The organism is Methanocalculus taiwanensis (assembly GCF_024372745.1).
Classification (GTDB): Archaea; Halobacteriota; Methanomicrobia; order Methanomicrobiales; family Methanocorpusculaceae; genus Methanocalculus; species Methanocalculus taiwanensis.
The window spans coordinates 1-14,591 of record NZ_VOTZ01000008.1 but is presented as its reverse complement, the minus strand read 5'-3'; the positions used below and the strand labels follow the sequence as shown (position 1 = coordinate 14,591).

The window sequence follows — 14,591 nt, the reverse complement described above, 5'->3', positions numbered from 1 at the left end:
GTATTTATAGAGGATTGCCATTTCATTATATATGTCACTTCCTTTAATTGAAACATTCCGCGGGATGATCACATCACCGGGTGAAACGATTCAAAGAAGCAGATCGGGAACCCTTGGCGACTCGATCATCTATTTCCTGCTTGTTGTGATCATCTATTCTGTGCTCTCCGCTGCAATCGCCCTCCTCATCGGCCCGCAAATCCCAATGCCCCTCTCACCGGGCGGTGATATCGCCGCTGCCATTAGCTTTATCATCGCAATTGTCATCTTCGGGACGATATCGCTTCTGATTGCGGGTGCGATCATCCATATCTGTGCCAGAATCGTCGGGGGGAATGGCGATTATACCGCAACGGTGCGTGCCTTCTCACTCTCGGAAACACCGATGGCGGCTATCGGATGGATTCCTGTAATCGGCTTCCTCGCACCCATATGGGGCTTTATCCTCATGATAATGGGTGTCCGGGACTATCATGGAATTTCAACGTTTAGAGCGGTTATCGCAGTGCTCCTGCCTGTGATTGTTATTGTCATCCTTGCCGTACTTGGACTCATGTTCTTTATTGTGAATCCTGCAAGCGTAACGGTAGCTGAGATACCATCGGTCACCTTCTAGATCCACATCCCTTTTTCGATAGATACGCAGAAATATACCATAAAGAGACTTTAATTCATGCAGAGGTTAGAAGATCTCCTTGCCCCCCTCCATGAAGGGGTCTGGGAGGTGGTGGTGCCAAAGAGCGAGGTTATATCTCCACTTTCGGAGAAATGGGTCATCTCCCGCATGAATATCCCCTCCCCCGGAACACTCGCAAGCTACCGGTTCGGCCAGTACCACCTGCATGAGACCGCCAGCGAATACAGGGTGCACCTGGATCGCTATGATCCAAAAGAGCACCCGGTTCTTCATCTTGCAGATGATGCCCCGCTCGTCCTGATGGTGATTGATACCATATCAGCTCTCCTTATCGATTCAAAAAAAGCTCTTGTACAGAATACTCCTGAAGTGCTCTCGGAACAGGTGAAGGCATGGAAGCTCGTTACCTTCTGCGGTATCTTCATGCTCCTCTTTGGCATCCTGATACTGACTGAACCATTCATCACATTTGACAGCCTCACCCGGGTCATCATCCCCGTCCTCTTCCTGGCTCTTTCTTATCCTTTTCTGAGGTCTGCGTTTGTAATGAGGCCATTTCGATTGCGATCGATTGGGCGCTTCATTATCGGGCTAGGGATTGCTCTTCTGGCCATCAGCTCGTTCTTCTCGGAACCGGATGAACTTGCAGGAACCTTCCTTTTTGTGCTGGCGATATGGACCTTTACAAGTGCCTGGATCTCACTGAAAAGGGTTTTAAGAGGGAAAAAAGCTGTTCCTGAAGGTTTCTACCTGAGACTTGTGGTAGGTATCCTCTCGCTCACTGTTGCATTCATGGCGGTCATTGCACCGGAGGCGATCATCGCGATCCTGATGTATATTCTGGCAGGGATTGCCCTGCTCATCGGTCTCTATCTGCTTGCAGAGGGAATGGCACTCCGAAAAAGGATGAGAGCCCCCTCCCCTCTGTGAGAGAGAACAGGAGTATACCCTTTCTGATTATATCGGCTTATAGGCGCCCCATTTCTCAAGTGCACGTGCGAGCTCTGGCGCCTTTTTAGCCTTCTCCTCAAGTGAGACGCCTTCCTGCCATGCTTCAATCGCCTGCATGGTGGCTACAGCCCCGGCACGTGTCCCATCCGGGTGGCCGTGAATGCCGCCTGATACGAGGAGCACGAGTTCGCTGCCATAGATGTCAAGGACATCGGGGACAAGACCGGGATGGAGTCCGCCTGAGGAGACAGGGAAGGCACTTTTAATATGCCCCCAGTTCTGGTCAAGCGCCATCTCAGGGACTGCCTGCACCTTCTCTTCCCGCAGGAAATCGGCAAGAACTTTTGCTTCCTGAGGGGTGCCGACAAGCTTTCCGACTGCTGTTCCGGTATGGATCTGCGAAACGCCGATCAGCCGCATCATCTTGGCAAGGAACTGCATCGTGATCCCATGCCGGGGATCGCGATCAAATGCCGCGTGCATTGCCCGGTGGGCATGGATCGCAAGGCCGAGGTCTGAGCAGTAGTCACGGAGCGTCATGACAGCGGCATATCCGGTGACAACCACATCGATCATCGCATAGTTCCATCCATGGGCAGCCAGCAGATCCGCCCGCTGCTTCATCGTCTCGGTATCTGCAGTGATATTGATGAACGCTGACTTCTTCTCACCTGTGATCTGCTCAGCCTTATCGCGTTTTTCTGTGAGTGCGGCCACCCGGTCATCGAACCGGTTGAAGGAAGTGGAGGTGAGGTTCTCGTCATCCTTGACAAAATCGAACCCTCCCATCCATGTTTCAAACCCGATATCGGCATGTTCGGATGCGGAGAACCCGATCTTCGGCTTTGGCACTGCCCCGGTAAGGGGGCGGCCCCTGATGCCGGTCAGTTCCCTGATTCCGTCATTGCCGAAATGCGGTCCTTTAAAGTGTTTCAGGTACGCCTGCGGGAGGGTTGCATCAATCAGCCTGAGCTGGTCGACTGCCTTCATCCCGAAGATATTCCCGGCGATACCGCTTAAGAGCTGGACGGCATTGCCCTCTTCCCAGAGACCGATCGGATAGGCAATCTTCAGGTACTGCCCGTCAATTTCAAAGGCGGTAGCCTGGAGATCCCTCATCCGTGGCGGAAGGGAATGGAGGGTTGTCCATGTCCCGGTGGAGCTCTCTGAAGCTACCCTTCCTGCTGCCTCCTTCATACTGATCCCTGATGCGGGTGTGCAGGAGAAGAGACAGACGATGTCGTCCCCAGCAGGGGTATAGCTCAGATCAACAAATTCGTCGTACCAGTCGATTGGCATACCCATCCCTATAGCGGATGATATAGATAAATGTCGCCCTGTTGATAAGAGAAGGATAAAAAAAGGACAGGGTGGAGGTGATCCCTCTTATGCGAGGTAGTCGTTTGGTGTTGGGATCTGTTCCTTCAAGCCTTTCCGCTTCCGGATGCCCATCACAACTTCATTGACAAGGCTTGCAGGTACCAGCTGGAATCCGGCAAACTCGGTGCTCCACATTGCACGCCCTTCGGTTGCCGACCTGAGATCGCCTGCGAACCCGAAGAGTTCTGCAACCGGCGCAGTACCGTTGACCACAATCTGGTCACCTTCAGAATCGGTTGTTGTGAGCTGTCCGCGCCGACCCTGGATCTGGGAGATTGCTGCTCCCATCTGATCCTGCGGAACAGTGATCTGGATCTTCTGGACCGGTTCGAGGAGCTGGTCGTTTGCCATCAGGCATGCAGCTTTCACAGCAGCTCTCACTGCCGGGATCACCTGTGCAGGGCCACGGTGGATAGCATCCTCGTGGAGCTTCACATCCATCAGCCGGATCTTGAGGTTCTGCACCTGCTCGTCTGCGAGCGGGCCGCCATCGAGCGCCTCATGCAGGCCATCGAGTACGAGCTCCATCGTCTCGTTCAGGTACTGGATACCCTTTGTCATATCGAGGAAGAGATTGGTGGTGTAGATGTCCTTGACATTCTTTGCCTCATCCTTATCCATGCCAAGGCCAACGAGCACATCACGACGCTCGATCTGGTTCATGTTCATCGAGACATCACCGTTCTGGATTGCATCGACGATAGCCTGGTCAAGGGGCTCAACCTCGATATAGAACCTGTTGTGGCGGTTTGGCGATTTCCCTTCTACGGGTCCTGCCTTTGTGGTGACAGTCTCACGGTAGACGACGATCGGCTCTGAGGTGACGATATCAACGTTCTTGTCACGGCGGATACGACCTGTGATAACCTCAAGGTGCAGCTCTCCCATGCCTGCAATTAAGTGCTCTCCGGTCTCCTCATTGATGTTGACACGAATCGTCGGGTCTTCCTTTGCGACCTGGCGAAGAACCTCAACGAGCTTTGGAAGATCCTTCATGTTCTTCGCTTCGACTGCAACTGTCATGACCGGTTCCGAGTAGTGCTTCAGCGACTCAAAGGGTGTCATCTCTTTGCTGGAGGTGACAGTTGAACCGACAATGGCATCTTTTAAGCCGGTCACAGCCGCGATGTTTCCACCGACGATCTGTTCTACCTCGACACGGGTCGGGCCCATGAAGATACCGACCTGCTGGAGTCGGTTGGCTTTTCCTGCCGTTCCGACAACATACAGCTCCATCCCGCGGCTCAGTTTTCCTGAGAAGAGACGACCGGTTGCAACCTCGCCTGCATGGGGATCAAAGGAGATGTCGGTGACCATCATGGCTACAGCACCCTTATGGTCGCAGGAGAGCATCGCTTTTCCTTCGGCGGATTCCTTGTCGCCATGCCAGATGATCGGAATACGGCGTTTCTGTGCATCGATCGGGTTTGGCAGGTGCTTGACGACGATATCGAGTACCACTTCGTGGAGCGGGCTGGACTTTGCGAGTGCTTTCATGTCACCGGCATTACATTTGTCGATGACTTCCTTGAAGGAGATGCCGCTCTTCTGCATGTAGGGGATTGAGACTGCCCAGTTGTAGAGGGCTGATCCGAACGCGACGGTGCCGGTTGCTGCATCGAGCTTCCATCCGCCTTCGGTGTACATCTTCTCGTTCATCCCTTTGATCAGCTTGTTGACCTTGTCGATGACACGGCCAAGACGGATCATCATCTCCTGCGGGTCGACCTTCAGTTCATTGATGAGACGGTCGACCTTGTTGATGAAAAGAACCGGCCGGACACCTTCTTTGAGCGCCTGGCGCAGGACCGTTTCGGTCTGGGGCATCGGCCCTTCGACTGCATCGACAAGGACGATTGCACCATCGACTGCGCGCATTGCACGGGTGACGTCGCCACCAAAGTCGACGTGGCCGGGGGTGTCGATCATGTTGATCAGGTACTCTTTCCCGCCATATTCGTGAACCATCGAGACGTTCGATGCATCGATTGTAATTCCACGAGCCTGCTCTTCCTCATCGGAATCCATGAAGAGCTGCCTTCCAGAGAGCTCCTCTGAGATCATCCCTGCTCCGGAGAGGAGGTTGTCAGAGAATGTGGTCTTTCCATGGTCGATGTGTGCAACGATACCAATGTTACGGATAAATTCGGGCTTGTCCATCAGCTCCGAAACTTTCTCCACCATCTTTTTGCCGCGTGACATAATTCACCAAAAAAAGTATTGATTAGCGGGCGGACTTAGCAATCCGCTCGACTTCTTCCTTCTTACCGACAGAGAAACATTTCGAGTCGCCCTTTGCAGCTGCGATCAGCTCATCGGCAAGCACCTGGGAAGCTGGGCGCTTTGTCTTGTGGGACCCTTTCCAGACACCGGTTGCAATATATTTCATCGCGGTGTTTACTCTCCGGATAGGAGCGGTGTCAACAGACTTTGGCACATTAATGCCTCCGTACTTCAGCCTGACCGTCTCCTCACGGGGCCCGGCATTGCCGACTGCATCGACAAGAACCTGGATTGGGTTCTGCTTTGTCTTTTTGTGGATGATATCGAATGCATCCATCACAATCCTGGTGCAGAGCTGTTTCTTTCCGGTATTGTGCTCGACCTGCATCAGGCGGTTGATCAGCCGCTCAACAATTGCCATTGAGGATTTGGTGAACTGCTGCTGGGTAAGCCGTCCGCAGCTGTGCGGGACAGCCATCGTCTTGAAACTCACGTACCTCTCAAGACCGGGATCATTGATGACGACTTCTGACGGGTCCCATTTGTTGAAGAGAAGGACTGCTTTCTGTGTATTCTGTGCTTCTTCGGTCATCATGCTCACCTGCGCGCCTTCTCCTTGCGTCCCATGACAAGCTCGTGGAGTGAGACATTGTTCACTGCGGTTACAACGAAACGAACTCCCGGGATATCTCCCATAGAACGTCCCATACGTCCTCCGATACCTTCAATTGTCACTTCATCGTGTTCATCGATGAAGTTGATGGCACCATCGCCGACGGCAAATGCGGTCACCTGACGTCCGTTCTTGATCAGCTGCACACGGACGCACTTCCTGATAGCAGAGTTTGGCTGTTTTGCCTCAACACCGACCTTTTCGAGGACGATACCACGTCCCTGCGGTGAGCCCTTTAACGGGTCTGCCTTCAGTTTCAGTTCAAGTGCACGTCGTGCATATCTGGAATCGCTCCAGCGGAACTTCTTTGAGTCGCGCTGGAGTTTTCTCGCTGCAAATTTTCCCTGTCCCATGTATAGACCTCTATATTCTGGTTTTTGATCCGGTGGATACTCCAGAATCTGGAATACATATTGCGCGGAAGTGTTTTATTATACTATCCGCAAGCCACTCGTTCCTACATTCATGCGTGGTCTCTAATAATAACCTTATACGTTCTCTTCTCTAATGGATAACAACATGTCAGTCCGCATATACAAGGAGGTCCACTTCGATGCAAGCCACCGTCTCCTCAATTATGACGGGAAATGCGCCCGCCTCCACGGGCACCGTTGGCGCACCGAGGTCTGGCTTGAAGGGAATGTGGATGCAGGAACGCAGATCCTGATAGATTATAATTGCATAAAAAAACTTGTGGAATGTTATGATCACCAGGTGATCCTCAATGCCAGGGATCCGATGGTGGAATGCCTCTCGCAGTTCCAGGATGTCGTCACAACAGATGGAGATCCAACAAGCGAACTTCTGACTGTTGAGATTGCAGATATGATCGATTCGGCATGCCGCTCGATGGGGCTGGACTGCCGGGTTACGAAGGTGCGTGTCTGGGAGTCTGAAGGCTGTTATTCTGAGGTTGAACGCTAAATATGCAGGTCTTTGAGATCTTTTCGAGTTTTCAGGGTGAAGGCAGGCGCCAGGGGATGCGCTGTTGTTTCCTCAGGCTCGCAGGATGCAACCTCGGCTGCCGGTGGTGCGATACCCCGGATGCGAGGGCAGCGGCAGCGGGCAAAGAACTCAGTTCAGCCGATATACTGAACCGGATAGAGGCGATGGGCACCCGGTATCTCTGCGTCACCGGAGGCGAGCCGCTCCTCCAGATGGATGAGCTGGCCCCTCTGCTCAGGGAATTATCTGCAAGAGGATATGCAATTGATATCGAGACGAACGGAACGATCCCCTTTTGCCTGGTTCAGCCATATGCTTCCATCAGCATGGATGTAAAATGCCCGTCATCTGGTGAGCAGAGCGATCTCACGCTCCTAGCTGATATCGGGTCAGAAGATTCTGTCAAATATGTTGTGGCAGATAACGCGGATCTGGAGTATGCATATGAGCAGATCCGCTCGCACCCTGTTCCGGGTGCCATCTTCATCTCACCGGTGTATGGATCGGATTACGCACAGATTGCAGAGACGGTTATGGAATGGGATCTTCCGGTTCGTCTCCAGCTCCAGCTTCATAAGCAGATCGGAGTGAAATAAATGAAAGCAGTATGTCTCCTCTCAGGCGGTATGGACTCGGCCACCCTTGCCTACTATGCAAAGAATATGGGATATGATATCCTCCCTCTTCATATCACCTATGGGCAGAGGACAGAATCACGGGAACTCCGGTGCGCGCAGCGGCTCGCAGCACTCCTTGGTGCAGACTCTCCTGTCGTCATCTCCCTTGATTATTTCAAGGCCTTTGGGGCAAGCAGCCTCACTGATTATGCAATAGAGGTTGAAACATTTGAAGAATCTCCAAAAGAGCGGCCGAATACCTATGTTCCCTTCAGGAATGCAAACCTCCTTGCCATCGCCACCAGCTTCTGTGAGGCGAGGGGGGGCGATGCGATCTTCATCGGGGTGCAGGCAGGGGACTATATCGGGTACCCTGATTGCAGGCCGGAATTTATCGGGGCATTCCAGGCAGTAATCGACCTTGGGACGATGTCAGAGAAGCCGATTGAGCTGATGGCGCCGTTTGTCGGAATGAACAAGGCGGAGATCCTGAAGGTGGGCTATTCTCTCTCTGTTCCCTATGAGGAGACATGGTCCTGCTATCAGAGCGATGATCTTGCATGCGGCACCTGTTCCTCCTGCCACTACAGGCTTGAGGCATTCCGTGCCGTCGGCAAAACCGATCCGATTTCGTACCGGAGAACTCAATGACGATCATCTACCAGGGAAGGCGCCTTTCGGTTGAACTGAAAACCATTGATCTCCCAAATGGCAGGAGGAAAGAGGCGATCATCGTCCGTCCCGGCGGTGCTGTTGCGATGCTCCCCTGCGATGGCGATGACTGTTACCTGATCCGCCAGTTCCGCCCTGCAATCGGCGATTACATCTATGAAGCGCCTGCCGGGACGATGGAGGATGGCGAGCTTCCTGAAGAGACGGCATCGCGGGAGCTGATTGAAGAGATCCGGATGCGATCTGATGAGCTGATCCCCCGGGGGGTGCTCATGACTTCCCCTGGTTTCACCGATGAGGTGATCCGCCTGTATGAGGCAAGGAGCCTCACCCCGGCAGACGACTTTGAGCCTGATGATGATGAGGTGATTGATGTAGTCCGCATCCACCGGAAGGAAGCAGAACAGATGGCGCATGACGGGAGGATAATCGATGCAAAAACGATTGTTCTCCTTTTCAGGTGCGTATAGATGAGTAACTGGTCAATAATCATCTTTATTGGAGCAGAAGAACAATAATAACCCATTTTATAATGGTGACATACCCCCATGGCCGAAACAGTACAGACCGAGAAGGATGAGGCACGCCGACGGTACGAGTTCAAGAAGATGCTCGAACGCCTCGAGGAGAAAGAGGGGAGTGGAACCGAGCTGATATCCCTCTATATTCCTCCAGATAAGCAGATATACGATGTAACTGCACAGCTCCGCGATGAGTTCGGGCAGTGTGCAAACATCAAGAGCAAGCAGACGAAGACGAATGTACAGAGCGCCCTCTCTTCGATCCTCTCGCGCCTGAAGAGTTATAAAACCCCGCCACCGAATGGGATGGCGGTCTTCTCAGGTGCCGTTAACGTCGGAGGTGACAGGAGCACGTTTGAGACAATAATCGTTGAGCCGCCTGAGCCGCTTGGCACCTATATGTACCGGTGCAGCTCAAACTTCGAGCTGGAACCACTCAGGCTGATGCTTGAGGAGAAGTATGTCTATGGCCTGCTTGTCCTCGATCGCCGTGAATCCTACTGGGGTTTCCTCCGTGGCAACCGGATTGAGCCAATCAATGGAACCACCTCGACTGTTCCGGGTAAACAGCGGAAAGGCGGCCAGTCAGCAGCCCGTTTTGAGCGTCTCAGGCTGATCGCAATCAATGAATTCTATAAGAAAGTTGGAGAACGGGCAAGCGAGACGTTCCTTGCCGAAAAGGATTTCTTCAATCGTTTCAAGGGGCTCCTGATCGGCGGGCCTACCCCCACGAAAGAGGAGTTTGCCGATGGAGACTATCTCCACCACGAGGTAAAGAAGCGGATGATCGGCCTCTTTGATGTTGCCTACACAAACGAGAGCGGACTTGCAGAACTCGTTGATGCCGCCGCCGATGCCCTGAAGGGTGTCGACCTGATGAAGGAGAAGAATATCATGTCAAAGTTCTTCAAGGAGCTCACCAAAGATGACGGCCTTGCAGCTTATGGTGAGGCGAGCATCAGGAAGAACCTCGAAGCCGGGTCTGTAGATATCCTCCTCCTCTCATCCAGACTACGCGAACTTCGCCTCCTGATCAGGTGCGGTGCATGCAACCATAGCGAGGAGCGGACGATCCAGATTGAGCCGGGAAAGAAGACCTCGGGTCTTGATTTCGGCAACTGCCCGAAATGCACTTCGCCTCTCTTCCTGGAGGATGAGACAGATATTATCGATGAGCTGACGACCCTCGCCGACCAGAGCAGCACAAAAGTCGAGATCATCTCGGATGATTTTGAGGAAGGGGCAATGCTCTACAATGCGTTCGGCGGAATTGCTGCTATCCTGCGGTACCGGACGGGGTTATGATGTACCTGGAAACAATTGATCGGATTGGACGCGTGCTGATGGCATGCACCGGTGAGGAGGATCCTCTCCTTGTTGATGGAGGCGATCATGCGGATATCGCATCCACGATTGCGTTTGCATGCGCGAAAAAAGAGAGGAAAGCACCTGCTATCATCGCAAAAGATCTTCTGGAGAAGCTGCAACACCACCCGGATATGGATGGCATCTCCGTAGCTGCTGTCGGGCCGTACCTGAACTTCACCTTTGGCAATGACTATATCAGAAAGTCGGTTGAGATGGCACGGTTACCCGCGTATGGCTCGCTTCCAAAACAGCATAAGCGGATAATGATTGAACATACCAGTGCCAATCCAAATGGCCCCCTGCATGTCGGCCACATCAGGAACACGATCCTCGGAGATACGCTCGCACGGACGTTTCGGAAGTCCGGGTATCCGCTTGAAGTCCAATACTACGTGAATGATATGGGCCGCCAGATCGCAATTGTGGTCTGGGGCCTTCAGACCCTTGGTATTGCCAGGAATGAGGGCGAGAAAGGCGATCACTTCATTGCCCGCGTGTACATCCAGGCAAACCGCGAGATCGAGAAGGATGAGTCGATCAACCGTGAAATCGAGCGGCTGATGCAGGAGATCGAGCGTGGAGGGAAGGATATTGAAAAGGTCTTCCGTGAGGCGGTTGATACCTGTGTTGACGGGATTAAAGAGACCCTCTCTGATCTGAATGTGGTGCATGACAGGTATGTCCGCGAAAGCACCTTTGTCAGGATTGGGGATATGCACCGTGTGCTCGATATCCTCTCGCGCATGCATGAGGGAGAGGATGATGGAGAACTCTTCTCGGTGAACCTCTCAGCATCAGGGATTGAGAAGAAGTACATCCTCAGGCGTGCCGATGGAACAAGCGTCTATGCGGCACGCGATCTTGCATATCATGTCTGGAAGAATGCCAACTATGACCGGATTATCGATGTGCTGGGAGCTGACCACAAGCTGATCGGAGCCCAGCTCTCAGCAACGCTCGAACTGATGGGTGAGCGGGCGCCTGAGATCCTGCATTTCGAGTTCGTCTCCCTGCCGGAAGGGTCGATGAGCACCCGTGCAGGGAAGTTTATCTCAGCAGACGAGCTGATTGAGGAGGTCACCATCAGGGCATTTGATGAGGTGACAAAACGGAGGCCGGAGCTGACGGAAGAAGAACGGCGGGCTATTGCGAGATCGGTTGCAGTCGGCGCAATCCGGTATGATATCGTCCGGGTCTCGCCGGAGAAGAGCACCGTCTTTGACTGGAAGCAGGCACTTGATTTTGAACGGCAGAGCGCCCCCTATATCCAGTATGCCCATGCACGGGCATGCTCGATCCTGGCAAAGGCTGGTGAGTATACCGGGGTGTATGAGTATGATGACCCGCATGAGATAGCGCTCGCAAAAGCGATCGCCCGGTTCCCGGCAGTGCTCGATGCCGTCGTCACGGATCTCCGCCCCCATCTCCTCGCCACCTATATCCGGGATCTGGCTGATCTCTTCAATACCTTCTACCGGTTTGTTCCGGTCTTAAAAGCCGAAGGGAAGAGCAGGGATGCCCGGCTTGCGCTGGTTGACGCGACACGGAACACTCTTGGGGAAGCCCTGCAGACCCTTGGTATCGATGCGCTCGAAAGCATGTGATGCCCTGCGGAAGCAGGGATACCTCTTCTTCTCTCCGGAATCATCTGCCGCAGTAAAGCCCTGCATGTGGAGCAAGCGGGCACTCCGCGGCGGGGATATGTGCTATAAGCACCAGTTCTACGGGATCGAGAGCCACCGGTGCATCCAGATGACCCCGACGCTCCGTTGTAACCAGCGGTGCCTTTTCTGCTGGCGTTCGATGGAACATGAGGTTGAGAATGAGATCGAACTGACACCTGAAGCAATCGTCTCGGGTGCACAAAAACTCCATAAAAAGGGGCTTGCCGGATATAAGCCGCACCGGGATGTCACCCCGGAGATGTGGCAGGAGGCTTCCGAATTCCCAAACCAGGTGGCAATCTCGCTTTCAGGTGAGCCGACCTGCTATTCGCAGCTCCCCGCCCTTGTCGATCTCTTTAAAGAGAACGGGTATACCGTCTTTGTCGTCTCAAACGGCACCCGTCCGGAGGTGGTGGAGAAGCTCCATCCGACACAGCTCTACATCTCCCTTGATGCGCCTGATGAGGATACATATACGATGCTCTGCCGCCCGAAAGGGGATTACTGGGAAGGGGTGCTTCAAAGCCTCTCACTCCTCTCGACCCGGAGATCGGCTGTACGGGTGACGCTTGTGAAGGGATTGAATGATCATTCGCCCGAGGCATATGGGCGGATCATTGCCGATGCTCATCCGAGTTTTGTGGAGGTTAAAGGATATATGTATCTTGGATACAGTCGAAGCAGATTATCAATGGATCAGATGCCTGAACATGCCTATGTCCGCTCTTTTGCGGAGAAGATAGCGGAATCGGCAGGGTACCGGATCAGGGACGAGAGTCCGGTATCCCGGGTGGTCTGTCTTGAGGAGGATCTATGAAGTTTGATGCAGAAGAGTTCAGGAAACGCTCGAAAGAGGATTTTGAAGGGGCATGGCATGACGGGCCAAAGGTGCTCTCCACACCGCCGGTTTCCCGGCAGTATCCCCGGTACATGTACCGGCGCGCCCGGCCTCACCCGGTCTTTGATACCATCCAGAAGCTCAGGCAGGCATACCTTTCAATGGGCTTTGATGAGGCGATGAACCCGGTGATCGTCGAGGAACAGGAGGTATACCGGCAGTTCGGGCCCGAGGCGATGGCGGTCCTGGATCGCGTCTTCTATCTTGGCGGACTTCCCCGGCCAAATGTCGGTATAGCACGGAAGCAGATCGAGGGGATCGAAGCGATCACCGGAAGATCGATCGATTCGCAGACAGAAGAGGCACTCCGCACCTGCCTGCACCGGTATAAGAAGGGTGACTTTGATGGCGATGATCTCACCCATGAACTTTCGGTGGTGCTTGGGATCGATGATGCCACGGTTGTCCATATCCTCGATGCGGTCTTCCCCGAATTCCGGGAGCTTGCACCGGAATCGTCCCGGTCCACCCTCAGATCCCACATGACCTCCGGGTGGTTCATGTCGCTTGGCGAATGCTGGATGCGCCATCCCCATCCGATCCGGATGTTCTCGATCGACCGTTGTTTCCGGCGCGAGCAGGAGGAGGGTGCAACCCGGCTGATGAGCTACCATTCGGCATCCTGTATCGTAGCCGGCGAGGATGTCACCCTTGACGAGGGGATGGCGGTTGCCGAAGGGCTCCTCTCAGCCTTCGGATTCACTGACTTTGAGTTCAGGCCAGATGAGAAGCGGTCGAAGTACTACATGCCCGGTACCCAGACTGAGGTGTATGCACGCCACCCGGTGCATGACTGGGTGGAGGTGGCGACCTTTGGGATCTACTCGCCATCCGCACTTGGGGAGTATGGAGTTGGTATCCCGGTGATGAACCTCGGCCTTGGCGTCGAGCGGCTTGCGATGATCCTCCACCAGGCAGATGATGTCAGAAAGCTCAGCTTCGGCCAGTTCTATCCACCGACTCTCACCGATCGGGATCTCGCACGGGCGGTCTCTGTCCGCGAAGAGCCGTCAACAGAGGCTGGCCGTGTCCTTGCACAGGCAATCGCAGCGGTTGCCACAGAGCATGCGGCAGAACCATCTCCCTGCTCGTTCCCCGTCTGGTCAGGAGAGATCTCAGGAACAGCACTTGATGTCATTGTTATTGAGCCTGAAGAGAAATCGAAGCTCCTTGGGCCTGCCTGCGGAAACGAGGTCTTTATCAATGAGGGTGCAATCCTCGGGGTTCCCGATACCGAAAAATTTGCGAATATCAGGGCAAATGGCACCAGAACCGAAATCAGGTTCATCGACACCGTTGCACTCCTTGCGGCTGCCAGGATCGAGGAGGCGGCACGGTGCGGGGAAGGGACAGCCGTGCAGGTGAAGATGGCAAAACTTCCCTCAGACGTGAATATCAAAATTGCCGATCATGCGATGCGTTTTGTCACCGATAACCAGAAGAAGATTGATCTCCGTGGCCCGATCTTCATGACCGTGGAGAGCAGGGTGCGGGGAGAATAAGGGTTCTCTTCGCATTCGCCTATCTTCCAGAGGAAAATCCTCTCTTCTTTTTCAAACTCACGCAGTAACTGGTCAGCTATACCTGTAAGCCACAGTGGGCATGAAGGGTTCTCTCCTGAATGCTCCTTTGATGGCGGCAAGTACTGACCCCTCATTCTTCTTCACAGTTGAGATATACCCTCTTACCCGGCAGAAGTTCGATACTCCTTCAACACTCCTGAATGATCCTGAGATCTTCTGCTGCACCTTCACCATCCTGATATCACGCTCTGCGAGATTGTTTGTAAATGGTACTCTGAAATCTGTCATGAACCGAAGGATCTCAGTCCGGTACTTCTGACACCGCTCAATCAGGTTCTGTGGCCGGGTATTTTTCTTCTTCCCACGTTTCCTTGGAACAGGTTCGGTGGAAGGAGGATTTTCAGCAATTCCTGTCTCGATGATCTCATCAAATCGTCTCTGGAACTCCTCTATCTCGATCTGGGAGAGAGAATCTGCTGATTCAGGGGCCTCCTGTACCGCAGTATGGATCTCAATCAG

The 14,591-nt window shown here is 53.6% G+C and carries 15 protein-coding genes; 10 read left to right on the top strand and 5 right to left on the bottom strand.

All coding sequences use genetic code 11. The features are described from left to right. Window positions 1-31: 31 nt before the first annotated feature. A complete protein-coding gene (locus FTO68_RS04855; protein WP_255332254.1) occupies window positions 32-616 on the top strand; it encodes a YIP1 family protein in 585 nt (194 codons plus the stop codon). A 57-nt stretch (window positions 617-673) separates the two neighbouring features. Further along, window positions 674-1,567: an HdeD family acid-resistance protein gene (locus FTO68_RS04850; protein WP_255332253.1), complete on the top strand. Its 894-nt coding sequence runs from the start codon at window positions 674-676 to the stop codon at window positions 1,565-1,567. 27 nt (window positions 1,568-1,594) lie between these two features. On the opposite strand, the gene rbcL is transcribed toward FTO68_RS04850, so the two are convergent. The 4 genes from rbcL to FTO68_RS04830 form a co-directional block, all read right to left on the bottom strand. Beyond that, window positions 1,595-2,887, bottom strand: coding sequence for a type III ribulose-bisphosphate carboxylase (rbcL, locus tag FTO68_RS04845; protein ID WP_255332252.1), 1,293 nt, complete (start codon window positions 2,885-2,887; stop codon window positions 1,595-1,597). A gap of 87 nt (window positions 2,888-2,974) precedes the next feature. Further along, on the bottom strand, window positions 2,975-5,170 hold the full coding sequence (locus FTO68_RS04840) for an elongation factor EF-2 (RefSeq protein WP_255332251.1): 2,196 nt from the start codon (window positions 5,168-5,170) through the stop codon (window positions 2,975-2,977). Between the two features lie 22 nt (window positions 5,171-5,192). Further along, entirely contained in the window at window positions 5,193-5,783 is a 591-nt protein-coding gene (locus tag FTO68_RS04835; RefSeq protein WP_255332330.1) for a 30S ribosomal protein S7, read from the bottom strand. Window positions 5,784-5,788: 5 nt separating this feature from the next. Beyond that, window positions 5,789-6,217 carry a 30S ribosomal protein S12 gene (locus FTO68_RS04830; protein ID WP_255332250.1) on the bottom strand — a complete coding sequence of 143 codons (429 nt, stop codon included), beginning with the start codon at window positions 6,215-6,217 and terminating at the stop codon, window positions 5,789-5,791. A 166-nt stretch (window positions 6,218-6,383) separates the two neighbouring features. On the opposite strand from FTO68_RS04830, the gene FTO68_RS04825 reads away from it, so the two are divergent. The 8 genes from FTO68_RS04825 to sepS all read left to right on the top strand — a co-directional run bounded on the left by FTO68_RS04825 (window position 6,384) and on the right by sepS (window position 14,051). Further along, complete coding sequence (locus FTO68_RS04825; RefSeq protein ID WP_255332249.1) at window positions 6,384-6,788, top strand: 6-pyruvoyl trahydropterin synthase family protein; 405 nt, start codon at window positions 6,384-6,386, stop codon at window positions 6,786-6,788. Window positions 6,789-6,790: 2 nt separating this feature from the next. Continuing rightward, entirely contained in the window at window positions 6,791-7,405 is a 615-nt protein-coding gene (locus FTO68_RS04820; protein WP_255332248.1) for a 7-carboxy-7-deazaguanine synthase QueE, read from the top strand. Then, the gene (queC, locus tag FTO68_RS04815) at window positions 7,406-8,077 is read left to right on the top strand and encodes a 7-cyano-7-deazaguanine synthase QueC (protein WP_255332247.1); all 672 of its coding nucleotides are present in this window, start codon (window positions 7,406-7,408) and stop codon (window positions 8,075-8,077) included. Continuing rightward, window positions 8,074-8,568 carry an NUDIX hydrolase gene (locus FTO68_RS04810; RefSeq protein WP_255332246.1) on the top strand — a complete coding sequence of 165 codons (495 nt, stop codon included), beginning with the start codon at window positions 8,074-8,076 and terminating at the stop codon, window positions 8,566-8,568. Before queC ends, FTO68_RS04810 begins: the two co-directional genes overlap by 4 nt. Before the next feature lie 78 nt (window positions 8,569-8,646). Next, window positions 8,647-9,924 (top strand): peptide chain release factor aRF-1, encoded by a 1,278-nt coding sequence (gene prf1 / locus FTO68_RS04805; RefSeq protein WP_255332245.1) that lies wholly within the window; start codon window positions 8,647-8,649, stop codon window positions 9,922-9,924. Continuing rightward, window positions 9,924-11,591, top strand: a complete 1,668-nt coding sequence (gene argS, locus FTO68_RS04800; RefSeq protein WP_255332329.1) for an arginine--tRNA ligase — start codon at window positions 9,924-9,926, stop codon at window positions 11,589-11,591. The genes prf1 and argS overlap by 1 nt, the downstream gene beginning before the upstream one ends. Beyond that, the gene (gene twy1, locus FTO68_RS04795; RefSeq protein ID WP_255332244.1) at window positions 11,572-12,468 is read left to right on the top strand and encodes a 4-demethylwyosine synthase TYW1; all 897 of its coding nucleotides are present in this window, start codon (window positions 11,572-11,574) and stop codon (window positions 12,466-12,468) included. Before argS ends, twy1 begins: the two co-directional genes overlap by 20 nt. Beyond that, a complete protein-coding gene (gene sepS, locus FTO68_RS04790; RefSeq protein WP_255332243.1) occupies window positions 12,465-14,051 on the top strand; it encodes an O-phosphoserine--tRNA ligase in 1,587 nt (528 codons plus the stop codon). The genes twy1 and sepS overlap by 4 nt, the downstream gene beginning before the upstream one ends. Before the next feature lie 72 nt (window positions 14,052-14,123). Here the strand turns inward: sepS and FTO68_RS04785 are convergent. Further along, the coding region (locus tag FTO68_RS04785; protein WP_255332242.1) for an IS66 family transposase at window positions 14,124-14,591 on the bottom strand (468 nt) is incomplete at its 5' end.

Bases quoted from the DNA above. Each gene is read 5' to 3' on its own strand.
- FTO68_RS04855 (WP_255332254.1), top strand. From the start codon at position 32: ATGTCACTTCCTTTAATTGAAACATTCCGCGGGATGATCACATCACCG.
- FTO68_RS04850 (WP_255332253.1), top strand. From the start codon at position 674: ATGCAGAGGTTAGAAGATCTCCTTGCCCCCCTCCATGAAGGGGTCTGG.
- rbcL (WP_255332252.1), bottom strand. From the start codon at position 2,887: ATGCCAATCGACTGGTACGACGAATTTGTTGATCTGAGCTATACCCCT.
- FTO68_RS04840 (WP_255332251.1), bottom strand. From the start codon at position 5,170: ATGTCACGCGGCAAAAAGATGGTGGAGAAAGTTTCGGAGCTGATGGAC.
- FTO68_RS04835 (WP_255332330.1), bottom strand. From the start codon at position 5,783: ATGACCGAAGAAGCACAGAATACACAGAAAGCAGTCCTTCTCTTCAAC.
- FTO68_RS04830 (WP_255332250.1), bottom strand. From the start codon at position 6,217: ATGGGACAGGGAAAATTTGCAGCGAGAAAACTCCAGCGCGACTCAAAG.
- FTO68_RS04825 (WP_255332249.1), top strand. From the start codon at position 6,384: ATGTCAGTCCGCATATACAAGGAGGTCCACTTCGATGCAAGCCACCGT.
- FTO68_RS04820 (WP_255332248.1), top strand. From the start codon at position 6,791: ATGCAGGTCTTTGAGATCTTTTCGAGTTTTCAGGGTGAAGGCAGGCGC.
- queC (WP_255332247.1), top strand. From the start codon at position 7,406: ATGAAAGCAGTATGTCTCCTCTCAGGCGGTATGGACTCGGCCACCCTT.
- FTO68_RS04810 (WP_255332246.1), top strand. From the start codon at position 8,074: ATGACGATCATCTACCAGGGAAGGCGCCTTTCGGTTGAACTGAAAACC.
- prf1 (WP_255332245.1), top strand. From the start codon at position 8,647: ATGGCCGAAACAGTACAGACCGAGAAGGATGAGGCACGCCGACGGTAC.
- argS (WP_255332329.1), top strand. From the start codon at position 9,924: ATGTACCTGGAAACAATTGATCGGATTGGACGCGTGCTGATGGCATGC.
- twy1 (WP_255332244.1), top strand. From the start codon at position 11,572: ATGCGCTCGAAAGCATGTGATGCCCTGCGGAAGCAGGGATACCTCTTC.
- sepS (WP_255332243.1), top strand. From the start codon at position 12,465: ATGAAGTTTGATGCAGAAGAGTTCAGGAAACGCTCGAAAGAGGATTTT.